The organism is Actinomyces oris, assembly GCF_001937665.1.
GTDB classification, from domain to species: domain Bacteria; phylum Actinomycetota; class Actinomycetes; order Actinomycetales; family Actinomycetaceae; genus Actinomyces; species Actinomyces stomatis.
The window spans coordinates 21,468-43,196 of record NZ_MSKL01000014.1 but is presented as its reverse complement, the minus strand read 5'-3'; the positions used below and the strand labels follow the sequence as shown (position 1 = coordinate 43,196).

The window sequence follows — 21,729 nt, the reverse complement described above, 5'->3', positions numbered from 1 at the left end:
TATCGTCGCACGCGCGGGCACGCGGTACGGACCCATCGGCAGGCAATCACGCCTCAGGCGCATAGGCTTGGCTTGTGGAGAACACCAGGACGCGCACGACCAGCAGGGTTTTTGTGGCCCGCCTCATCGGCACCTCCGTCTTCGACCCCTTGGGCGATGCGGTGGGCAAGGTCCATGACGTCGTCGTCCTGCTGCAGATGCGCGGGGAGCCCAGAGCCGTTGGCTTCGTCATCGACGTCTCCAGCCGGCGCCGTGTCTTCCTGCCTCTGTCCCGGATCACCGCGATCGAGCCCGGAGCCGTTATCACCACGGGACTGATGAACATCCGCCGCTTCACCCAGCGCCACGTGGAGACCCTGGTCGTCGGCGAGCTGCTGGACCGGGTGGTCACCATGCGCGACGGCTCGGGGAACGTCACGGTGCGGGACGTGGCCATCGAGCGCGACCGCGGCATGGACTGGAAGGTGACCCGCCTGTTCGTCCAGCGGGCCTCCTCGGGCCCGCTGGGCCTGCGCCGCGGGGAGACCTTCACGGTGCGCCCCGACGAGGTCAGCGGCCTGGCCGCCAGCGCCGACCAGCAGGGCGCCACCGCGCTGCTGGCCACCTTGGAGGACCTCAAGCCCGCCGACCTGGCCGACGTCATGCGCGACCTGCCCCAGGACAGCCAGATGCGCGTGGCCGCCGAGCTGACCGACGAGCGCCTGGCCGACGTCCTGGAGGAGCTCGGTAATGAGGACGCCGTCGCCCTCCTGTCCCGTCTGGAGGCAGGGCGCGCCGCCGACGTCCTGGACGCCATGCAGCCCGATGACGCCGCCGACCTGGTCGCCGATCTGCCCCAGCTCAAGGCCACCGAGCTGCTGGGCCTCATGGAGCCCGAGGAGGCCGAGGACGTGCGCCGCCTCATGGCCTACGACGACTACACCGCCGGCGGCCTGATGACCACCGAGCCGATCATCCTGCCCCCCGAGTCGACGGTGGCGACCTTCCTGGCCCAGTCCCGCAAGGCCGAGGTTCCTCCCGCCCTGGCCGCCATCGGCTTCGTGTGCCGCCCGCCCCTGGAGTCCCCCACCGGCAAGTTCGTGGGCATGATCCACTTCCAGAGGGCGCTGCGCGAGCGCCCCCAGCGCATGGTCGGCTCCATCGTGGACACCGACGTCGACTCCGTGCGCCCCGAGGACTCCATCGGTACCGTCACCCGCCTGCTGGCCACCTACAACCTGACGGCCCTGCCGGTCCTCGACGACGCCGGACGCCTGCTGGGCGCCGTCAGTGTCGACGACGTCCTGGACCACCTCATGCCCGACGACTGGCGCGTGGCCGACGAGGCCGTCACCGACGAGATGATCGAGAGGGGCGCCAATGCCTGACCAGCTCGACCAGCCCTTGCCCGACAGTCGCCTGCGGTGGCTGCGCAGGACGCATCCGGCCCGTGCCTCGCGCTCGGACGGCTTCGGCCGCTTCGCCGAGGCGACCGCACGCTTCATGGGCTCGCCCAAGTTCGTGCTCTACATGTCGATCTTCGTCGCTGTGTGGATCGTGGCGAACCTGATCCTGGCCAAGATGCAGCGGGCCTGGGACTCCTACCCCTTCATCCTGCTCAACCTGGCCTTCTCCACCCAGGCCTCCTACTCGGCCCCTCTCATCATGCTGGCCCAGAACCGGCAGGACGACCGCGACCGCGTCACCGCCGAGCAGGACCGCCAGCGCGCCCAGCGCAACCTGGAGGACACCGAGTTCCTCACCCGCGAGATCGCCGCCCTGCGTCTGGCCATGAACGACGTCGCCACCCGCGACTTCGTGCGCAGCGAACTGCGTGACATGCTCAGCGAGATCCTCGCCGAGGAGCGCCTCACCCGTGAGGAGATCGCCGAGTTCCAGGACAGCGGCGACGAGGAGCCCGGCACCGCTTCTGAGCAGCGCACCGCTCACTGAAGGGCACACCGCCCCCACGTGGGACTCGCCACCTGTCGTGGCCCTCGACGGCACCCCTAGGATGGGGCCATGCCGCAACCGACTCATGACGCCGTCATGGAGGCGCTGGCCAGGGTCATCGACCCCGAGCTGCACCGCCCCATCACCGACCTGGGAATGGTCTCCTCCGTTGACATCGCCGAGGACGGCGTGGTCAGCGTCGAGGTGCTCCTGACCGTGGCCGGGTGCCCCCTGAAGGACACGATCACCGCCGACACCCGGCGCGAGGTCGGCACCGTCGAGGGTGTCACCGAGGTGCAGGTGAGCCTGGGCGTCATGAACGACGAGCAGAAGGCCGAGCTGCGGCGCCGCCTGCGCGGAGGGGCCGCCGAACCCGTGGTTCCCTTCACCCAGCCGGGCAACCTCACCCGGGTCTACGCCGTGACCTCTGGCAAGGGCGGGGTCGGCAAGTCCTCGGTGACCGCGAACCTGGCGGCCGCCATGGCCGCCCAGGGCCTGAGCGTGGGCGTGGTCGACGCCGATATCTACGGCTTCTCCATCCCCCGCATGCTGGGGGTGGACAGGGTGCCCACCCAGCTCGACGGCATGATCGTGCCGCCCGTGGCCCACGGGGTGAAGGTCATCTCCATCGGCATGTTCGTGGAGGACAAGCAGCCGGTCGTCTGGCGCGGTCCCATGCTGCACCGCGCCGTCCAGCAGTTCCTCTCCGACGTGTTCTGGGGCGACCTGGACGTCCTGCTGCTGGACCTGCCGCCCGGGACCGGCGACGTGACGATCTCCGTGGCCCAGCTGCTGCCCAACGCCGAGATCCTCGTGGTCACCACCCCGCAGACGGCCGCCGCCGAGGTGGCCGAGCGCACCGGCCTCATCGCCACCCAGACGCACCAGAAGGTGGTGGGCGTCGTCGAGAACATGTCCTACATGCCCCAGCCCGACGGCTCACGCCTGGAGATCTTCGGCTCCGGCGGGGGCGAGATCGTCAGCGCCTCCCTGAGCGAGACCCTCGGCTACGAGGTGCCGCTGCTGGCCCAGCTGCCGCTGGACATCCGACTGCGCGAGGGCTCCGACACCGGCCTGCCGGCCACCGTGGCCGACGACGGCAAGCCGTTCGCCGACGCACCCGCGGCCCTGGAGCTGTCCGCCGTGGCCCAGCGCCTGACTCACCGCTCCCGCGGCCTGGCAGGCAAGAGCCTGGGGGTCACCCCGGCCTGAGCCACCCCGCCCGGCTCTCTCGCAGCACTTTCACCGGGACCGGCATTCTTCGCATAGCCCGATGGTCTTTCTGCCCGGCTCGAGAGGTTCAGAAGTCGACGGCGACGCGCGCGGCCTCGGCGCGGGTGCGGGCGGCGGCGTTGGCGGCGCGCACGATGTCACGCGGGGACAAAGGGCGCACGCGGGTACGGGAGTCATCGCCCGCCGTGGAGGCATCCCCTGAATCCTCACCGGAGGCAGCGGTCTGCGGCTCGACCAGGCTTGTCGGGACCTCCACCGGCCCAGGCTTGGCCAACGGCTCAGCGGACTCCGCCTGACCGGCATCCTCGTTGTCCTCGGACTGCTCAGCACCCTCAGATCGCTCAGTATCCTTGGTCTCCTCGGCCTTCTCAGGCTCGGTCTCATCGGACCCGTCAGTCGGATCAGCCGACTCGACCGACTCAGCCGGCTCGGACTGAGCCTCGGGCTCGGTGTCATCCGCCTGCTGGAGCACTCCCCGCGGCGGAGTGGAGCCTGCGGACTGCTCAGCCCCCTCCGAGTCCTGAGTGCTCTCGGAGCTCTGGGAGCTCTCCGCGTTCTCAGCGGCCTCGGTGTCGTTCTCGGTCAGCTGCTCGGCCCGCTTGGACTCGATCTGCTTGCTCAGCGACTTGGCCCGGTCCTGCTTGACCACGTCGTTGACGGCCTGGGCGGCGTCGTCGGAGATCTCCTTGGCGGTCGAGCCGACGGAGCGGAAGGGGTGGGCGAGGTCCTCGCGGATGGCGTCGATGTCCTCACCCAGGGCGTCGCGCACGATCTTGCGGGGATCGTACTGGCGCGGGTCGAGGCTGGACAGGTCCAGGTCGGCCATCTCCGGGCCGACCTCCTCGGCGATCTGGCTGCGCGCGTTGTCCAGGAACACCCTGAGCTGACGCACCATCTGCGTGAGCTTGCGGGTGTACTCGGGCAAGCGCTGCGGCCCCACCACGATCACCGCCACCAGGATGATGACGAGGAACTCAGATCCGTTGATGCCGAACACGCCGCTCAGTATAGGGAGTCCCGACCGGCCCGGTCCGAGTCGGTTCGCCTACCGGCGGACTCACCCGGGCGAGCGCCCTTCCGCCTATCGGGCCGAACACCTGGAACAATGTGGGTCGAGGGGTGCGCCTGGCGCCCCGCAGCAGAAGAAAGGCTCACAGTGAGTGCGGACAAGACGCTGAGCTGGTCCTACACGGAGGACTTCACCGCGGAGGACGAGGCCACCGCCCAGGCCCGCATACGCGGGCTCGAGCTCGGCATCACCCCGGTGTCCTCGGGGACTGGAGCGGCGCTGCGGATGCTGGCCGCCTCAGTGGGCGCCAAGTCCGTGGCCGAGGTCGGCACCGGCACCGGCGTCTCGGGCCTGTGGCTGCTGGGCGGCATGGGCACCGACGGGGTCCTCACGACGATCGACGTCGAGCCCGAGCTCCAGCGCGAGGCCCGCCGTGCCTTCGACGGAGCCGGCTACCCCTCCTCGCGCACTCGTATCATCCAGGGACGGGCCTCGGACGTCATGCCCAGGATGGCGGCCCGCTCCTACGACATGGTGGTGCTCGACGTCGCCCCGGAGGAGGCGATCCTCCTGGCCTCCAACGCCCTGCGGATGCTGCGCCCCGGCGGGGTCCTGGCCGTCACCCGCGCCCTGTGGAACGACCACGTGGCCGACCCGGCCCGCCGCGACGTCACCACCGTGGCAGCCCGCGAGCTCGGCAAGGCGCTACGCGCCTCACGTGCGCTGCTGACAACCCTGCTGCCCGTCGGAGACGGCCTGCTCGTCTCCGTGCGCCAGACCTGACAGGGCGCCCTCCAACGGGGCGGAACGAGGAAGAGGGTCGGACCCCTATTGGGTCCGACCCTCTCTCATAGGCTGGATGAACCGGCCACCGGTTCCTCGACACCGAGGACCGAGTGGTACCGGCTGTCCCCCGGGCGCCAGGATCGATCAGATCTTGGCGTTGGCCAGGGCCTCTCCGAGTGCCTTGACCTCGTCGGCCGTGATCTCGAGAACGAGTCGACCACCACCCTCAAGCGGGACCCGCATGATGATGGCGCGGCCTTCCTTGACGACTTCAAGAGGGCCGTCTCCGGTCCGGGGCTTCATGGCAGCCATGTGCTCACCTTTCGTCAGTGCTGCGCGGGCACATCGCCGCGCGACCTGTCATATTCTACGACATTCAAGGTGCAACGTTCGAGGATGCTCACGCCATGACGCGACTCACGCCCCGGCCCGGCCATTGCGCAGCCGGCGAGCAGCACTGACCACGTAGTCCACAGCAGCCTCGGCGTCGTCGACGACGTGAAGCAGATCAGGGTCGGAGGCGGCGATCATGCCGCGCTCAATCATCGTGGTGCGCAGCCACTCCAGCAGCCCGCCCCAGTAGCCACGGTCCACCAGGACGATGGGGAAGGAGGAGATCTTCTGGGTCTGGACCAGGGTGAGAGCCTCGAAGAGCTCGTCGAGGGTCCCCATTCCACCGGGCATGACGACGAATCCGTCGGAGTACTTGACGAACATGGTCTTGCGGGCGAAGAAGTAGCGGAAGTTGACCCCGAGGTCGACGTACTCGTTCATGCCCTGCTCGTGGGGCAGCTCGATGCCCAGGCCCACCGAGGTGCCACCGGCCTCGTGGCACCCGCGGTTGGCGGCCTCCATCATGCCCGGTCCGCCTCCGGTGATGACAGCGTAGCCGGCGCGGGCCAGCCCCGCCCCCACCTCCATGGCCGCTCGGTAGGTGGGGTCCTCGGGCTTGGTGCGGGCCGAGCCGAAGACGCTGATGGCCGGCCCCAGTTCAGCCAGAGCCCCGAAACCCTCGACGAACTCCGCCTGGATGCGCATGACCCGCCACGGGTCGGCGTGGAGCCAGTCGGCGTCGGCATCACTGCTCAGCAGTCGCGCGTCGGTGGTCTGGGTGGGAATCTGGGTGCCGCGCAGCACCACTGGTCCCTTGCGGTAGGACTCGCGTGTACTCATGCGGCCATGATCCCTTAATCCGGCTGAGGTGGCGACGTGTCCGGCACACAGAAGCGGAGGACACATACAGGATAAAGGTCCCAGATGACCGCCCTCACCGCCCACTCTTTTCTCACCTTCACCACATATCTCAAAACTCCCAAAACAACCTCGAATTGTCTTGCTGTTTTAATTTAAGACATCTTATTTCAGGTGCGGTCCATCACTTCCGTGACTGAATTCTCCTTGTGTTTGGAAACACCAGTGAGGAGCGCCATTGTGAGCGTTTCCATCGGTTTTAGCGCGGTACCGTCGCAGATATGACCCGAGGCCCTGAAGACGTGTACGACGACGCTGCCGTGAACGCATGGATCCAGGATGATCCGGATCCAGCCACCCGCGCCGAGCTCACTGAGCTCCTGAGTGCCGCCCGCTCACAGGGCGAGCAGGCCCAGGCGGCTCGCAGGGCCCTCAGCGACGCATTCAGCGGCACGCTCGCCTTCGGCACGGCCGGGTTGCGAGGTCGCCTGGGCGGTGGCCCCAACCGGATGAACCGGGTCGTCGTCATCCGCGCCGCGGCGGGGCTGTCCGCATATCTCAAGGCCCGTCTCGGTGAGGGTTTCAGCGTCGTCATCGGTTACGACGCCCGCCACAACTCCGAGCAGTTCGCCCGCGATACGGCCGCGGTCGTCACCGGCGCAGGTGGGCGGGCCATCCTCTTCGAGTCGCATTGCCCCACCCCGGTGCTCGCCTTCGCGCTGCGACGTCTGGAGGCTGACGCCGGTGTCATGGTGACGGCCTCGCACAACCCGCCGCAGGACAACGGCTACAAGGTCTACTTGGGAGGGCGGGCCGTGACCGACTCGGGTCAGGGAGCCCAGATCGTTCCCCCCTATGACAGCCAGATCGCTGCGGCGATCGACGCCGTGGGCCCGGTCGGGTCCGTACCTCGCCCGCAGTCGGGCTGGGAGACGGTCGACCCGGAGATCCGGGAGGAGTACATCGATCGGGCCGCTCAGGCCGCTCGGATGACGGCCCCCGCCCCGGTGAGGATCGTGTTGACGGCGATGCACGGCGTGGGCGGGGCCACCTGCCGTGAGGTGCTCGCGCGAGTCGGGTTCACCGACGTCGTCGAGGTGGCCGAGCAGTTCGAGCCGGATCCGGACTTCCCGACGGTCGCCTTCCCCAATCCGGAGGAGCCCGGGGCGCTGGACCTGGCGCTGGAGAAGGCTCGGGAGGTCGAGGCGGACCTGGTGATCGCCAACGATCCTGATGCTGATCGATGCTCCGCCGCCATCCCGGACGCGGATGCTCCCAGCGGCTGGCGTCAACTGACAGGCGATGAGGTCGGCGCCCTCCTGGGCGAGCAGGCCGCCGAGCTGGCCGCCTTTGCCGGCAACGGGGTCCTGGCCTGCTCCGTGGTCTCCTCCCGCCTGCTGCGCCGGATCGCCCAGTCCCACGGGTTGGGCTTCCGCCGTACCCTGACGGGCTTCAAGTGGATCAGTCGGGAGCCAGGGCTGGTCTTCGGTTACGAGGAGGCGCTGGGGTACTGCGTCGATCCTGCCGCGGTGCGGGACAAGGACGGTATCTCCGCCTCGGTGAGGTTGGCGGTGCTGATCTCCGTGCTCAAGCAGCAGGGCCGGACCTTGCAGGATCTGCTCAACCGGCTCGCACGCGAGCACGGGCTGCACGCCACGAGCCCGTTGAGCATGCGGGTCGAGGACCTCGACATCATCACCAGCACCATGGAGCGTCTGCGCTCGGGCGGGGCGCCGGCCAAACTCGCCGGTTCCCCGGTCACCAAGACGGTGGACCTGCTCGACGGCATCTCGGACGGCAACGGCGGCACCCTGCCCCCCACGAACGGACTGGTGTGGGTGACGGCCTCGGATGATCGGGTGGTCGTACGTCCCTCGGGGACTGAGCCCAAGCTCAAGTGCTACTGCGAAGTGATTCTGCCGACGAATGACACTCCGGTGGCCGAGGTGCGGGAGGCGGCCGCTGAGCGCCTGGAGGCCATCAAGGAGGATCTGCGCGGCATCCTGGGGATCGCCGCCTGAGCGGGCCTCACAGGCGCGGCCTCCGCCGCGTCATCCGTTGATGAGGGTCTCAAGGCTGCGCCGATAGGCGCTGGGGCTCAGCCCGCAGGCGGCCCTGAAGGCGCCCGACAGGTGAGACTGGTCGGCGAAGCCGAGGTCTGCGGCGATCGTGGCCAGGTCGACCTCGGGACGCACCGTGAGTGCCAGAACCACCTCCTGGAGCCTGATGCGGTGCCCCACCCATCTCGGTCCGCGTCCCAGGGTGGCGCGCAGGCAGCGCTGGATCGTGCGCTCACTGACGTGCAGAGCCGCAGGCAGGGAGTCGCCAGTGCGCCGGTGAAGCCGGGAGCGCAGCTCATCAACCACCCTGTTGGCCAGGAGACCGCTCTCCGAGGGCCGGTGCTCGGCCAGCCGTGCCCGGATCGCCTCATCGGCGGCCTGGGCGCGGGCCTGGGGCGTGGGGTGGGCTGCGACCCTGCGCATGAGTGCGTGCAGTCCAGCGTCGAGCTCCTCGGTCAGGGGAAGCGCGGTGTTGGCCAGGCACTGGGGCGACAGCGCGCCGAGAACGGCGAGTCCCGCCGGTCGCAGCCGTATGGCGAAGACCCTTCCACGACCCTGGATCGTGCGGTGCCAGGCGCGGGTCTGGACTCCGGTGATCACCAGGGGCGCGGGCACGTCGCCGTCCTCCACCGTCAAGGTCACAGCCGGGGCGTCGATGATCCGCTGGTCCACGCTCTGGTCGCCCAGGTTCCATGAGACGTACCAGTACTGGTCGACGACGTCGGCCACTGTGGGATCGGGTGCCAGCCAGTGCGCGCCGTAGCGGGTGAGGTTGTCCGGTGCCAGCACCCCTGTGCGCTCCTGCGGACGGATCGGGGACTGGCGTGGACCGCAGTCCGGATCGGCTGACATGGCTCCTAGTGTGGCACGCACCCGTGCCTCGCCGGGGCCGGCGGCCTCCAGCTGTCGCCTTTCTTCTATGACGCCCCGGCCGGCGCCCTTAGCGTTCTGGTCATGAGCAGCACCAACTACACTGAGACATTCATCCGAGTCGCCGAGGACTGCCCGGCGCAGGACGCGCAGGAGCCTCCTGCCGGCCCGGCGGGCAAGCCCCCGACGATCGCCCTCCTCCAGTACCGGCTCCTCAGTGAGCGCCCCTATGAGCTGACCTCCGACGACCTGCTGTTCGAGGTGCACGCCATCCGTCAGAACATTGAGCCTCCGGAGCGGGCCGCACAGCGGGAGGCCTTCTTCGCCAAGCCCCAGGCCTGCCTGCGCTCCTCACCACTGGCCAAGCGCTACGGCTGGGGATTCCACCACGATGGCCAGGGCCGAGTGGCGCTGGTCCCTCTCGGCTCGACGCGCTACCAGGAGCTTTCGGAGGACTCCTCACTCACCCAGCTGGGAGCCATGCGCTCGCGCCGCGCCTCCTGAGGTGTTCAATCGTTCCGGTTCTCATGGAGGCCGGGAGACCGCCGGTCGTTTTCATTCGGGCGCTGGGGACTCATCCCCTGCGTAGCTGCGGCACCCGAGATCCGCTCATCACGGCCCCGTGGACCAGGGCCGAGACCAGGTAGACCACCCCGGAGGTCACCGCGATGACTCCGCCGGCGGATAGGCTGAGCCGCACCGCGATCAACAGCCCTGCCAGGGCCGTGGCCGCACCAAGAACAGGGGCGGCGATCAGCAGGTGCCGCATGGTGCGCGTCCACGGCGCCAGCGCGGCCGCGGGCGCGGCAATGAGTGCGATGGGTAGAATCGTGCCGACGGCGGGAACGAGCATCACGATGGTCAGGGTGATCATGACCATGACGGTTCCCTCGGCCCAGGCGGGGTTCAGCCCGCTGGCGCGGTAGCCCAGTGGGTCGAAGCTGTAGAAGGTGAGGAACCGCCCGGCCACCAGAAGCACGAGGAGCGTCATCACCAGGACGGCGCCGACGGCGATGACGTCGACGTGGTTGACGTTGAGCACGGATCCAGCCAGGAAGGAGTCCACCTTGATCGGCAGCGGGGCGAACCACTTGTTGAGGAAGTAGCCCAGGGCGAAGCCGAAGGTGAGGACGACGCCGGCGGCCGACTGGGACGAGACCCCGGGCACCTGGGAGAGACGCCGCATGAGCCAGATCATCGGCAGGCACATGAGGGCGGCCCCCACCAGTACCAGGGTGGACAGGAGGGTGAAGTCGGCCCGCTGACCGAGGATCACCCGCGAGAACCAGGCGGCTGCGACCACGCCGACGATCGCGCCCGGGAAGGTCGCGTGGGTGAGTGACTCGGTGAAGAAGATCCGGCGATGGACCAGTGCAAGCGCGCCCACGAGCCCGGCCAGCAGCCCCATGAGAACGACCTCGATGATGGGCAGCAGGAGGATGTCGAGACCGATGCTCATACTCGGCCTCCTTCGGCCATCGGGGCAACAGCACTCGCCGCCCCCTCTGGTCCCCCAGCACGATCAACGGTGCCGTCCGCGCTCGCCGTCGTCGAGGTCGACACAGCTGTTGCGGACTGCGCCGAGCGAACGCGCCGAGCCGGTCTGCGGAGCCTCTCGCGCACGGCGGCGACGCAGACGGCGAGCAGGAGGATCCCCGTCATCACCAGGGCCACGGTGGCCTGCGGGGAGATCGGTTTGTCGAGGGTCTCGGGCAGAGCCATGAGCAGCATGCCGAGGTATCCCCCGCCCACACCAACAGCAATGGCGACAAGGACCATGGTGCGCACCCGGAAGGCGAGGATGCGCGCCGTCGCCCCGGGGATGACGAGGTAGCCGATGACGAGGAGGATGCCCACCGCCGTCGAGGCGGAGACGACCGTGGCCGCGATGGCGGTGTTGAGGACCAGGTCGAGCATGAGGAGCCTCAGCCCGGAGGCCCGGGCACCGGTGCGGTCGAAGGCGTAGGCGACCTGCTCCTTCCAGGTCGCCATGATGAGCAGGAGCGCGACGGCGCACACGATGAGCGCCTGCGCGAGGCGCGCATCGGTGACCTCCAGCAGGCGCCCGAACATGAGGGCCTCGAGCTGGCCGGACATGTCGCCCTTGGCCAGGGACAGAATGAGCCCGATGGAAAAGAAGCTGGTGAGGACGACGGCGGTGCCGGCCTCGGATGCCTCACCCCGACGCGAGCGGTGGGAGACGATGGTCAGGACCAGGGCCGCGACGACGGCGACGACGGAGGCCGCCGGGATGATCGCGTCGATCCCCCAGTAGACGGCGCCGGCGACGATCCCTGGGAAGACGGCGTGGACCATGGCCTCGGCACTGAACTCGGCGCTGCGCAGGTTGACGATGACACCGATGACACCGGCGACGACGCCCAGAAGCACCACCATGACCAGGGGGCGGAAGAGGAAGGGGGCGTCAGCCAGGTCCGTGAGTCCGGGGACATTGACGGCCGCCAGGCGCAGCTGCTCGAGGGCCTGGCTGAAGAGCGTCATCGCGTCACTCATGACAGCTCCTGCGCCCCCGCGCCGGAGCGAAGCCCCAGCAGCCGAGTCGTGCCGTGGCCGCCGTAGGCCTCGTCGATGTAGCGGGCCACGAGCACGTCGTCGCGCGGACCGAAGGCGATCTGCCGTCCGGCCAGGAGGGCCGCCTGCTCGCAGGTCTCCTGGGCCAGAACCAGGTCGTGGGTGGAGATGATCAGGGAGACGCCCTGCTCCTTGAGGTCGGTGATGATGGACAGCAGGGCCTCGCGGTTGGGCTGGTCCAGGCCGTTGAAGGGCTCATCGAGGAGGATGAGGCGAGGCCTGGCGGCCACGCAGCGCGCCACGAGGACTCGCTGCTGCTGACCGCCGGACAGGGTGCCGAAGCGCCGTTCGGCGCGGTCGGCCAGCCCCACGTTCTCGAGGGCCTCCAGCGCCCGACGACGGACCTCGGCGCCGGGACGCCGCAGGATGCCGAGCTGTGAGTACATCCCCATCTGGACCACCTCCCGCACGGTGACGGGAAAGGTGGGGTCGAGGTCGCTGAGCTGGGGAACGTATCCGACGGACCCCCGTGGCGCTCTACCCGGTGCCGCCCCATTGACACGCACCCGGCCTTTGCTGACGGTCACCATGCCGAGCAGTGCCCGCATGAGTGTCGTCTTGCCTGAGCCGTTGGGGCCGACGAGTGCGAGGGCCTGCCCGGCCGGCACCTGACCGTCGACGCCGGTGAGCACGGTGGAGGAGCCGTAGGAGAAGGAGGCGCCCTCCAGGGTGACGACCGGTTCGGCGGTGGCGGTTGGGGTGGCAGGGGTGGCCATATCGGGAGCTCGATCACGGGGGTCTGTCATACGGTTCCTCACTTGACGTCGGACGCCTTGGGGGTCCACTGGGCGAGGTCGGCGGGGATCTCGGAGACCGTACCGCCCCAGGCCTTGGTGAGGTTGGAGACGTTGTGGAGGATGGAACCGATGTAGGTCTCGCCGTCGGATCCGGGGGTCCCCAGGGAGTCGCCGTAGAGGGCCTCGTCACCGATGACCGCCTTGACTCCGGCGACCTCGGCGACCTTCTGGACGGACTTGGGGTTGTTGGAGTTCTCAGCGAAGATGGCCACGGCCCCGGAGGCCTTGACCTTGTCCGCGGTCTCCTTGATCTTGTCGGCGGTGGCGTCCTGCTGGGCGTTGAAGTCGGACAGGGCGGCGCCCTCGAACTTCACGCCGAACTCCTTGCTGAAGTAGCCGAAGGCGTCGTGACTGGTGAACAGGACCCGCTTGTTCTGGGGCACCGAGTTGAGTGAGGCGGCGGCCCACTCGTCGAGCTTCTTGAGCTTGGCGACGTAGGCGTCCACGTGGTTGCGGAAGACGCCGGCCTGGTCGGGGGCGGCCTTCTCCAGGGCGGCACCGATGTTGGTGACCTGGACGATGGCGTTCTTCGGTGAGGTCCACACGTGCGGGTCGAAGCGGAACTCGGGCTCGCTCTCGCCCTCCTCCGGGGGGAAGGGCCACTTGGCGACCTCGACCTTGGCGCTGCCTCGGTCGACCTTGTAGGGCTTGGCCTCCTCCTTCTTCTTCTGGGCCGCCAGGTCATCGACGTCGGCGGCCCCGGCGACCCCGGAGGTCACCACCATGGTGCCCTTGAATCCGGTGGAGTCGACGGCGGAGTCCAGGAAGTGCTCCAGGTCGACGCCGGAGATGAAGAAGAGATCCGCCTCGGACAGGGCCTTGGACTGGGCCGTGGTCATGTCGTGCTCGTGCGCTGAGGCGTTGGGGGCCAGCAGGCAGGTGAGCTTGAGGCGGGACTTGGCCGTGGCGGCGTCGGCGCCGAAGTGCTGGGTCTTGCCGTCCGCTCCGGTGCGGTCGAAGGAGAGGTCACTGGAGGCGTCTCCGGTGGCGAGCTGGGTGATGTAGTCGCAGATCTGCGTGGTGGAGGCGACTGCCTTGACCGTTCCCGAGTCGTCGGCCGAGGTCGAGCTGTGACCACAGGCGGCCAGGGCGGGAGCGGACAGGGCGAGGCAGGCGAGTGCCGCGGCGCTGCGGCGACTCATACTGGGGATGGTTCTCATAGAGCCGAGTATAGTTTCGGTTGCCCGAAACTTGGCAAGTTGAGGCGACCCTTTCTGTTTCATGCCGGTGCGGACGGCAACGGGCCCGGCTGTCATGCCGGGCCCGTCAGTGATGTTCGGTGATGTGCGACGACGCACGGTTCTCTTCAGACCTCCAGCCCCTCCAGGACGGCGGCGCTGGCGGACAGACCCAGGCGATTGGCGCCGGCCTCAACCATGGCGAGGGCGTCGGCGGCGGTGCGGATGCCGCCGGAGGCCTTGACACCGAGGCGGTCTCCGACGGTGGCACGCATCAGGGCAACGGCGTGGGTGGAGGCGCCGCCGGCGGGGTGGAAGCCGGTGGAGGTCTTGACGAAGTCGGCCCCGGCGGCCTCGGCGGCACGGCAGGTGGAGACGATCTCGTCGTCGGTGAGGGCGGCGGACTCGATGATGACCTTGAGGACGGCGCCCCGGCAGGCCTCGCGCACGCCACGGATGTCGGCCTCGACGGCGTCGACGTCGCTCTCCTTGACGAGGCGAAGGTTGACGACCATGTCGATCTCCTCGGCCCCCTTGGTGAGGGCGTCGGCGGCCTCGGCAGCCTTGACAGCAGTGGCGTGAGCACCGGAGGGGAAGCCGCAGACCGTGGCCACGTGCAGTGTGTCGGGAACCTCCAGCGGCAGGAGGCTCGGGGAGACGCACACGCTGTATGCGCCCAGGGCGGCGGCTTCGGCGATGAGCGCGTCGACCTGGGCGGCAGTGGTCTCGGGCTTGAGGAGGGTGTGGTCGATGAGGCGGGCGATCTGGGCGCGCGTGGTCATGGGGGGGTCCTTTCAAGAGCGTCCATACCATCATGGACTGACCTACCTGACACGGGCAAAGCAACCACACGACATACCGTCAACGCTGGAATCACAGATGGGAAAGGACATTCACGATGTTTCCGTCCGCATCCTGGAAGAAGAAACGACGCACCCCCCACTCCTCCACAGCGAGTTCATGCACGATCTCCCAGCCGTTCTCCCGAGCGATCCGGTAGGCATCATCCAGATCATCCACCTCGATGGAGACCGCCGGGTTGACCGGAGCAGTGGGATCAGAGGCGATCAAACTGATTTGGATGGAACGATCCCCTGGCGGGGACAGGGTGGCGATCCAGCCATGATTCATGACCACCTCCATCCCGGTGAGGCGACGATAGGCTTCAATGGCAGCATCAAGATCGCGCACAGTGATGAGTGGCATGGCTCGCCGTGTCGACATGGATATCACTCCCACACAACTGGTACTCGTCATGGATTGTTTTCGGGCGCGATGACGGCGATGACGCGGGGCCAGTTGCCGAGCTCGCGGGGGCCGGGGCGGTGCGGATCGCGCGGGGCGGTCAGGTCGAGGGGGCGTACCGATCCGCTGGAGGGCTCATAGATGTGCACGCGCCCCTCACCGGGGTCGTCCTGCTCGACGGACCGCCAGGGCAGGGCCAGGACGTAGTGGCGGGGCACGGCCGGGGTTCGCGCCAGGGAGGCGCGCAGCCTCGCCCTCGCAGTGGGGTCCCCCTCGGCGTCGTCATCGAGAACGAGCGGACCACCGGTGACCAGGATGACCGGGAGCCCACCTGCAAGCACCTCACGGATCGAGGCGACCTCAGTGCCCCACGCGGGGCCGTGGTCGCTCACCCACCTCACCGTGTAGCGACGGCGCCCGCCGCCCGGGGCGCAGACGCTCGCGATCTCGGTCATCTGCCGGGCCACGGACCAGGGCGTGGAGCCGAGCACCTTCGGCCAGGGCAGGACTCCCAGGCCGTGCACGTTCATGGCCCGTTGGATCCGTACCTGGTGGTGGGACAGGACGGACAGCAGGTGCTTGCCCTCCCGGCCGGGCTGTGAGGCGGCCATCTCCTGGGCGAGGTCGTCCGTCACGGCTGCGCGCTCGCCGGGTGCCAGGAGCAGTCGGGCGGCCAGGAGGCAGGTGGGCCCGCAGGTGGTGCCGTCGGTCTGGGTCAGGGTGATGGCCTGGCCCGCCTGGGTGAGGCGCCCCACTCGTAGCCGGGAGTTGACGGCCCGGGCGATGATGGCCGGCTGCACCGGCCGGGGCGTGGTCATCCGATGCGCTCCAGGATGACGCCATGCCCACGGCGGGCGACGGCGACGGCGGCCTGTGGGGAGCCGGCCTGGGAGATGACGATGCCGCCGGCGAGCGCCTCCCGGGCGCGGGTGAAGCGCTCGGGCGTGGCGGTGTGCAGGGTGAGCAGCGGCTGGCCGGCGCGCACCTCGTCGCCCGGCTTGGCGTGCATGGTGACGCCGGCAACCGCCTGGACCGGGTCCTCCTTGCGGGCCCGCCCGGCCCCGAGGCGCCAGGCGGCCACCCCGACGGCGAGGGCGTCCAGGGTGGTCAGGACGCCGTCGGCCGGGGCGGTGACGGTCTCGGTCTCCGGGGCGACGGGCAGGGGTGCTTCCGGGTCCCCTCCCTGGCGGGCGATCATGTTCCGCCAGACGTCCATGGCGCGCCCGTCGGCCAGGGCGGTGCGGGCCTCGTCCTCCTCCACAGGCCTGCCTGCGGCGGCGCACATCTCCAGGGCCAGGGCCACGGTGAGGTCGACGACATCGGCCGGTCCCCCGCCGGCGAGCACCTCGAGGGACTCGGCGACCTCGAGGGCGTTGCCGGCGGTGAGCCCGAGCGGGGTGGACATGTCGGTCAGCAGGGCACGGGTGGTCACGCCGGCGTCGGTCCCCAGGGCCACCATGGTGGAGGCGAGCTCGCGGGCCTGGTCGATCTCCTTCATGAAGGCGCCCGAGCCGACCTTGACGTCCAGGACGAGGGCGCCGGTCCCCTCGGCGATCTTCTTGGACATGATCGAGGAGGCGATGAGGGGGATGCAGGAGACGGTGGCGGTGGTGTCGCGCAGGGCGTAGAGGCGCTTGTCGGCGGGGGCCAGGCCCGCCCCGGCGGCGCAGATGACGGCGCCGGGGCCGCCGGCATCGAGCATCGCCAGGATCTCCTCGCCCGTGAGGTCGGCCCGCCAGCCGGGGATGGACTCCAGCTTGTCCAGGGTCCCGCCGGTGTGCCCGAGCCCGCGCCCGGACAGCTGAGGGACGCTCACGCCGAAGACGGCCACGAGCGGCGCCAGCGGCAGGGTGATCTTGTCCCCTACTCCCCCGGTGGAGTGCTTGTCCACCGTGGGGCGGGTCAGGCCGGAGAAGTCCATGCGCTCCCCGGAGGCGATCATGGCGCCGGTCCAGCGGGCGATCTCGGCCCGGCTCATGCCGCGCAGGTAGATGGCCATGGCCAGGGCGCTCATCTGCTCCTCGGCGACGGCGCCGCGGGTGTAGGCGTCCACGACCCAGTCGATCTGGGCGTCGGTCAGGGCGGCTCCGTCGCGCTTGGCGGCGATGACGTCGACGGCGTCGAAGGGCTCGACGGCCGGTGGTGTGGCGGGGACGGTCACAGGGCTCTCCTCCATCTGTGGCTGCTCGTCAGCCGGCCCTCAGCTCTGCTGGCCGACGACGCGTTCGACGTCGGCGGCGGTGAAGCGGTCGGGCAGGACCTCGTCGATGCTCATCATCCCTGAGGGCATGGCCAGCACCATACCGTCGGCGGCGTGCTCGTTCAGGAGCTGGCGGCAGCGCCCGCACGGCGCGCAGGCCCGGCCGTGGGCATCCACGCAGGCGAAGGCGACCAGGCGCCCTCCTCCGGTGCGGATGAGCTCGGAGACGAGGCCGCACTCGGCGCACAGGGTGACGCCGTAGCTGGCGTTCTCCACGTTGCATCCTGAGACGAGCCGGCCGTCGTCGACCAGGGCGGCGGCGCCGACCTTGAAGCGGGAGTAAGGGGCGTAGGCGCGGGTCATGGCCTCCACGGCGAGCTCGCGCAGGGCCTGCCAGTGGGTGTCGGTCAGATCGGTGGGCACGATGCTGCTCACGGGTAGGGCACCCCCTCGGCGGCGGGGGCACGTACCTTGCCCACGAATCCGGCCACAGCCAGGATCGTGACGATGTAGGGGATCATGGAGATGATGTCGGGTGAGACCGAGCTGCCGATGACCGGCAGGGTCTGGGCCACGGAGGTGGCGAAGCCGAAGAGCAGGGCCGCCCCCAGGGAGCCCAGGGGCCGCCAGGCACCCAGGATCATGGCGGCCAGGGCGATGTAGCCGTTGCCGGCGGTCATGTCGTTCTCGAAGGACAGGCCCGAGCCGACGGTGAAGAAGGCCCCTCCCAGTCCCGCCAGCGCCCCGGCCAGGGCCAGGTTGGCCACGCGGGTGCGCATGACATTGATGCCGACGGTGTCGGCGGCCTTGGGGTGCTCGCCACAGGCCCGCAGCCTCAGCCCCCACCGGGAGCGGAAGAGCATGACGGACAGGACCGCCACGGCCGCGTACATGAGGTAGACGAGGATCGTCTGACGGAAGAGGACCGGCCCGATGATCGGGAGCCGGGACAGCAGCGGCACAGCCAGGGTGGGCAGGCGCAGGGCCCGGTTGAGGCTGGGGCTGGAGGACAGGAAGGTGGAGAACAGGAAGCCGGTGAGCCCGGAGACCAGGACGTTGAGGACGACGCCGACGACGATCTGATTGACCCGGTAGCGCAGGCCGAACAGGGCCAGCAGGAGCGCCACGAGGACTCCGGCCACGGGCGCGGCCAGGAGCCCCACCCAGGGGTTGGAACAGGCCGAGGCGACGACGGCCCCCAGGAAGGCCCCACCCAGGAGCTGGCCCTCGATGGCGATGTTGATGGTGCCCGAGCGCTCCCCGATGATCCCGGCCAGCGAGCCGTAGACGAGGGGGACGCTCAGTCCCAGCGCGGAGGACAGGATGGTCACCAGGGGGATGACGCCGGCGCGTCCGGCCCCGGTCCAGGCCAGGAAGGCGATGACGAATCCGATGCCGATGAGGGCGGTGCTCCAGGTCGGGATCCTGCTGCGACGCCGGGCCCGGTCGAAGGCGACGGCGGTGGCCGCCGCGACAGCCCCGGCGGCGACGAGGATGACCAGGCGCGCGTTGAGCTCGGGGGCCCCGAGCCGGAACAGGTCGGAGGAGGCGGTGAGGTCGAAGGTTGTCGAGCCACGGGCTCCCAGTGCCATGAGCCCCTGCAGGACGAGCACGACGACGCCGGTGATCGGGATCTTGAGATCCATGGGCGCAACCGGGGTGAGGGCGGACGTGTTCGATGCGGTCGCGGCGTGAGAATCGGCTGAAGCAGTTGATGCGTTCATGGCTCAGGCCTCCTTCGCGGCGGGAGCGGCCGGGGCTGCGGCCGAGACTGAGGCGGGGGTCGGCGCGGTGCCGCCGCCGAGGGACTCGCGGCGCTCCGGGAGCCGGAAGATGGCCCGGACCAGAGGAGGCGCGGCGATGAACAGCACGATCGTGGACTGCAGGACCAGGACGATCTTGATGTGGGTGCCGGGGGCGGCCTGCATGGCGGTGCCGCCGGCGCGCAGCGCACCGAAGAGCAGGCCGGCCAGCACGGTCCCCACGGGGCGGGATCGGCCCAGGAGCGCCACCGTGATGGCGTCGAAGCCGATGGTGCCCACGACGGACTCGTCCATGCCCTTCTGGGTGCCCAGGACCGGTGCGGTGGCGGCCAGCCCGCACAGGGCGCCGGAGATCATCATGACCAGGCTCGTCACCCAGGGCACGCTCATGCCGGCGGTGCGGGCGGCGTCGGCGTTGAGGCCGGTGGCCCGCAGCTGGAAGCCGAGGCGGGAGCGCTCCATGAGCCACCACACGGCCACGGCGACCAGCAGGGCCAGGAGGAAACCGGCGTGGAGACGGAAGGAGTCGCCGGCCAGTGAGGGGTACTGGGCGGTGTCCGCCACGGTCAGGGACTTGCGGTTGCCGGTCTCGCCCTCACCGTTGAAGGCCTTGAGGCTGAGTACCTGGGACAGCAGGTGGGCGGCGATGGAGTTGAGCATGATCGTCACGATCACCTCGTTGGCCCCGGTGCGGGCCTTGAGGACGCCGGCGATGCCGCCCCACACCAGTCCTCCCAGGGCCGCCCCGATGACAGCCACGAGCAGGTGGGCCACCGGCGGCAGGTTCCAGGCGATGCCCGCGTAGCAGGCCGTGATCGCCCCGAGGATCATCTGCCCCTGGCCGCCGATGTTGAACAGGCCGGCGCGGAAGGCCACCGCCATGCCCAGGCCCGCGATGATGAGCGGGGTGGCGTTGGTCAGGGTGTCGGTGATGGGGCGGATCATGCGCACGCCCGTGGTGGCCCGCCAGTCGAGGATGGCGCCGCGCAGCAGGGAGCTGTAGGCCTCGCTCAGGGTGGATGCGGTGGCGTGGAGGAAGTCGCCGGGGCGGTTGAACAGGTAGGTGGCGGTGTAGCGCACCTCGGAGTCGGCCGCGAGGATGAGGATCGAGCTGAGGATCAGGGCGGTCAGGACCGCGAGCAGCCCGACGACGGCCGGCGAGGAGGCTGCCTGCCGCAGCAGGGCGGCCTGGCCGGCCGGCCGACTGCCTGACTGGCCGCTCGAGCCGGGCTCGGGGCGGTCCTCGGTCTGGTGCGTCGGTGTCGGTTCGGTGCTGGAGCCGGTGGTGGGGGTGCTCATCGTGTCTGCTCCTGAGGGTCGAGGGCCTGCTCGGCAGGGGTGCCGGCCATCATGAGGCCCAGGGCGTCGCGGGCGGTGTCGGCGGGGACGGCGCCGACGATCCGTCCGCGGTACATGACGGCGATCCGGTCGGCCAGGGCATAGATCTCGTCGAGCTCGGAGGAGATGATGAGGACGGCGGTGCCGGTGTCCCGCTCGGCGACGATGCGCTGGTGGACGAACTCGATGGAGCCCACGTCCAGGCCGCGGGTGGGTTGGGAGGCGACGAGGACCTTGAGGGGCCGGGAGAGCTCGCGGGCGAGGATGGCCTTCTGCTGGTTGCCTCCTGAGAGGGTCGAGATGGCGTCGCCGACGTCGGTGACACGCACGTCGAACTCCTCGCGCATCCGGTGGGCGGCGTGGCGCACGCGCGTCGGCGACAGTGACGGGCCCCGCCCCAGGGAGGGGTCGTCGTAGCGGTCCAGGACCATGTTCTCGGCGACGGAGAGCTCGGCGACCATGCCGTCGGTGGTGCGGTCCTCGGGGACGAAGCCGAGTCCGGCTCGCAGGCGGCGGCGCACTCCGTGGCGGGTGACGTCGTGGCCGTCGAAGGCGATGGAGCCGGCTGTGGGCGGGCGCAGCCCGAGGATGACCTCGCTCAGCTCGGTCTGCCCGTTGCCCTGGACGCCTGCGATGGCGAGGATCTCGCCGGCGCGCACGTGCAGGTCGATGTCCTCGAGCAGGACGGCGCCGTCCTCGACGAGGCTGATGCCCTCCAGGGCGAGCCCGCCGTCCCCGGGGTCGGCCGGTGGCTTGTCGACGGTCAGTGAGACGTCGTGGCCGACCATGAGGCCGGCGAGCTCGGCGGCCGAGGCGGTGGGCTCGGCGGTGCCGACGACACGGCCGCGGCGGATGACGGTGATGGTGTCGGCCACCTCGCGGATCTCGCGCAGCTTGTGGGTGATGAAGACGATGGAGGTTCCTGAGGCCTTGAGCTCGCGCATGATGGTGATGAGCTCGTCGGTCTCCTGCGGGGTGAGCACGGCGGTGGGCTCATCGAGGATGAGGACCTTGGCGTCTCTGGCCAGGGCCTTGATGATCTCCACGCGCTGCTGGACCCCCACGGGCAGGTCCTCGATGAGGGCGTCGGGGTCGACGTCGAAGCCGAAGCGGCGGGAGATCTCGGTGACCTTGGCCGCGGCGGCACCGGCGTTGAGGATCCCCAGCGGCCCGGCCGGCTCGTAGCCCAGGGCGACGGACTCGGCCACGGTGAAGACGGGCACGAGCATGAAGTGCTGGTGGACCATGCCGATGCCGGCGGCCACGGCGTCGCCCGGCCCGGAGAAGGTCACGGGCTCGTCGTCGATGAGGATCTCTCCGGCGTCGGGCTGGTGGAGACCGTAGAGGACGTTCATGAGTGTGGACTTGCCCGCGCCGTTCTCGCCCAGGAGGGCGTGGATCTGGCCGGGTTCGACGGTCAGGTCGATGTGGTCGTTGGCCACGAGCGGCCCGAAGGCCTTCGTGATCCCTCGCAGCTCAAGCTTCACAACAGGCTCGCTTCCAGGTGGCGGTGGAGGCTCGGGGCGCCGGCCCCG

22 protein-coding genes are annotated in these 21,729 nt (G+C 69.7%); 6 read left to right on the top strand and 16 right to left on the bottom strand.

Features of this window, described 5'->3' with window-relative positions:
• Positions 1-74: 74 nt before the first annotated feature.
• The 3 genes from BKH28_RS06505 (at position 75) to BKH28_RS06495 (ending at position 3,144) form a co-directional block, all read left to right on the top strand.
• Positions 75-1,367, top strand: a complete 1,293-nt coding sequence (locus BKH28_RS06505; RefSeq protein WP_075418037.1) for a magnesium transporter MgtE N-terminal domain-containing protein — start codon at positions 75-77, stop codon at positions 1,365-1,367.
• Positions 1,360-1,932: a DUF1003 domain-containing protein gene (locus BKH28_RS06500; protein WP_075418036.1), complete on the top strand. Its 573-nt coding sequence runs from the start codon at positions 1,360-1,362 to the stop codon at positions 1,930-1,932. Before BKH28_RS06505 ends, BKH28_RS06500 begins: the two co-directional genes overlap by 8 nt.
• A gap of 69 nt (positions 1,933-2,001) precedes the next feature.
• A complete protein-coding gene (locus BKH28_RS06495) occupies positions 2,002-3,144 on the top strand; it encodes an Mrp/NBP35 family ATP-binding protein (RefSeq protein ID WP_075418035.1) in 1,143 nt (380 codons plus the stop codon).
• 88 nt (positions 3,145-3,232) lie between these two features.
• Here BKH28_RS06495 and BKH28_RS06490 read toward each other — a convergent pair whose 3' ends face one another.
• Positions 3,233-4,162 carry a twin-arginine translocase TatA/TatE family subunit gene (locus BKH28_RS06490; RefSeq protein WP_075418034.1) on the bottom strand — a complete coding sequence of 310 codons (930 nt, stop codon included), beginning with the start codon at positions 4,160-4,162 and terminating at the stop codon, positions 3,233-3,235.
• Between the two features lie 159 nt (positions 4,163-4,321).
• Here BKH28_RS06490 and BKH28_RS06485 point away from each other — a divergent pair, with 159 nt between their 5' ends.
• Positions 4,322-4,957, top strand: a complete 636-nt coding sequence (locus BKH28_RS06485) for an O-methyltransferase (RefSeq protein WP_009406302.1) — start codon at positions 4,322-4,324, stop codon at positions 4,955-4,957.
• Positions 4,958-5,104: 147 nt separating this feature from the next.
• Here the strand turns inward: BKH28_RS06485 and BKH28_RS06480 are convergent, their stop codons facing one another.
• Positions 5,105-5,272, bottom strand: a complete 168-nt coding sequence (locus BKH28_RS06480) for a DUF3117 domain-containing protein (RefSeq protein ID WP_009396029.1) — start codon at positions 5,270-5,272, stop codon at positions 5,105-5,107.
• A 105-nt stretch (positions 5,273-5,377) separates the two neighbouring features.
• Positions 5,378-6,133 (bottom strand): TIGR00730 family Rossman fold protein, encoded by a 756-nt coding sequence (locus BKH28_RS06475; RefSeq protein WP_075418033.1) that lies wholly within the window; start codon positions 6,131-6,133, stop codon positions 5,378-5,380.
• Between the two features lie 299 nt (positions 6,134-6,432).
• Between BKH28_RS06475 and BKH28_RS06470 the strand changes: the two genes are divergently transcribed.
• Positions 6,433-8,172 (top strand): phospho-sugar mutase, encoded by a 1,740-nt coding sequence (locus BKH28_RS06470; RefSeq protein ID WP_075418032.1) that lies wholly within the window; start codon positions 6,433-6,435, stop codon positions 8,170-8,172.
• A 30-nt stretch (positions 8,173-8,202) separates the two neighbouring features.
• On the opposite strand, the gene BKH28_RS06465 is transcribed toward BKH28_RS06470, so the two are convergent.
• A complete protein-coding gene (locus tag BKH28_RS06465) occupies positions 8,203-9,063 on the bottom strand; it encodes an AraC family transcriptional regulator (RefSeq protein WP_075418031.1) in 861 nt (286 codons plus the stop codon).
• Positions 9,064-9,165: 102 nt separating this feature from the next.
• Between BKH28_RS06465 and BKH28_RS06460 the strand changes: the two genes are divergently transcribed.
• On the top strand, positions 9,166-9,585 hold the full coding sequence (locus BKH28_RS06460) for a DUF6157 family protein (RefSeq protein ID WP_075418030.1): 420 nt from the start codon (positions 9,166-9,168) through the stop codon (positions 9,583-9,585).
• A 70-nt stretch (positions 9,586-9,655) separates the two neighbouring features.
• On the opposite strand, the gene BKH28_RS06455 is transcribed toward BKH28_RS06460, so the two are convergent.
• The 12 genes from BKH28_RS06455 to BKH28_RS06400 form a co-directional block, all read right to left on the bottom strand.
• Positions 9,656-10,540 carry a metal ABC transporter permease gene (locus BKH28_RS06455; RefSeq protein ID WP_075418029.1) on the bottom strand — a complete coding sequence of 295 codons (885 nt, stop codon included), beginning with the start codon at positions 10,538-10,540 and terminating at the stop codon, positions 9,656-9,658.
• Positions 10,537-11,595 (bottom strand): metal ABC transporter permease, encoded by a 1,059-nt coding sequence (locus tag BKH28_RS06450; RefSeq protein ID WP_075418028.1) that lies wholly within the window; start codon positions 11,593-11,595, stop codon positions 10,537-10,539. The genes BKH28_RS06455 and BKH28_RS06450 overlap by 4 nt, the downstream gene beginning before the upstream one ends.
• On the bottom strand, positions 11,592-12,419 hold the full coding sequence (locus BKH28_RS06445; protein ID WP_075418027.1) for a metal ABC transporter ATP-binding protein: 828 nt from the start codon (positions 12,417-12,419) through the stop codon (positions 11,592-11,594). Before BKH28_RS06445 ends, BKH28_RS06450 begins: the two co-directional genes overlap by 4 nt.
• A gap of 8 nt (positions 12,420-12,427) precedes the next feature.
• Positions 12,428-13,612: a metal ABC transporter substrate-binding protein gene (locus tag BKH28_RS06440; protein ID WP_075418026.1), complete on the bottom strand. Its 1,185-nt coding sequence runs from the start codon at positions 13,610-13,612 to the stop codon at positions 12,428-12,430.
• Between the two features lie 164 nt (positions 13,613-13,776).
• Positions 13,777-14,430: a deoxyribose-phosphate aldolase gene (gene deoC, locus BKH28_RS06435; RefSeq protein WP_075418025.1), complete on the bottom strand. Its 654-nt coding sequence runs from the start codon at positions 14,428-14,430 to the stop codon at positions 13,777-13,779.
• 91 nt (positions 14,431-14,521) lie between these two features.
• On the bottom strand, positions 14,522-14,854 hold the full coding sequence (locus tag BKH28_RS06430) for a VOC family protein (RefSeq protein ID WP_081380066.1): 333 nt from the start codon (positions 14,852-14,854) through the stop codon (positions 14,522-14,524).
• A gap of 47 nt (positions 14,855-14,901) precedes the next feature.
• Positions 14,902-15,711: a hypothetical protein gene (locus tag BKH28_RS06425; RefSeq protein ID WP_075418023.1), complete on the bottom strand. Its 810-nt coding sequence runs from the start codon at positions 15,709-15,711 to the stop codon at positions 14,902-14,904.
• Complete coding sequence (locus tag BKH28_RS06420) at positions 15,708-17,054, bottom strand: thymidine phosphorylase (RefSeq protein WP_075418022.1); 1,347 nt, start codon at positions 17,052-17,054, stop codon at positions 15,708-15,710. The genes BKH28_RS06425 and BKH28_RS06420 overlap by 4 nt, the downstream gene beginning before the upstream one ends.
• A 39-nt stretch (positions 17,055-17,093) precedes the next feature.
• Positions 17,094-17,528, bottom strand: a complete 435-nt coding sequence (locus BKH28_RS06415; protein WP_075418021.1) for a cytidine deaminase — start codon at positions 17,526-17,528, stop codon at positions 17,094-17,096.
• Positions 17,525-18,817 (bottom strand): ABC transporter permease, encoded by a 1,293-nt coding sequence (locus BKH28_RS06410; RefSeq protein ID WP_075418020.1) that lies wholly within the window; start codon positions 18,815-18,817, stop codon positions 17,525-17,527. The genes BKH28_RS06415 and BKH28_RS06410 overlap by 4 nt, the downstream gene beginning before the upstream one ends.
• Before the next feature lie 3 nt (positions 18,818-18,820).
• Positions 18,821-20,155: an ABC transporter permease gene (locus BKH28_RS06405; protein WP_075418019.1), complete on the bottom strand. Its 1,335-nt coding sequence runs from the start codon at positions 20,153-20,155 to the stop codon at positions 18,821-18,823.
• On the bottom strand, positions 20,152-21,681 hold the full coding sequence (locus BKH28_RS06400; RefSeq protein ID WP_075418018.1) for an ABC transporter ATP-binding protein: 1,530 nt from the start codon (positions 21,679-21,681) through the stop codon (positions 20,152-20,154). The genes BKH28_RS06405 and BKH28_RS06400 overlap by 4 nt, the downstream gene beginning before the upstream one ends.
• Between the last annotated feature and the right edge of the window lie 48 nt (positions 21,682-21,729).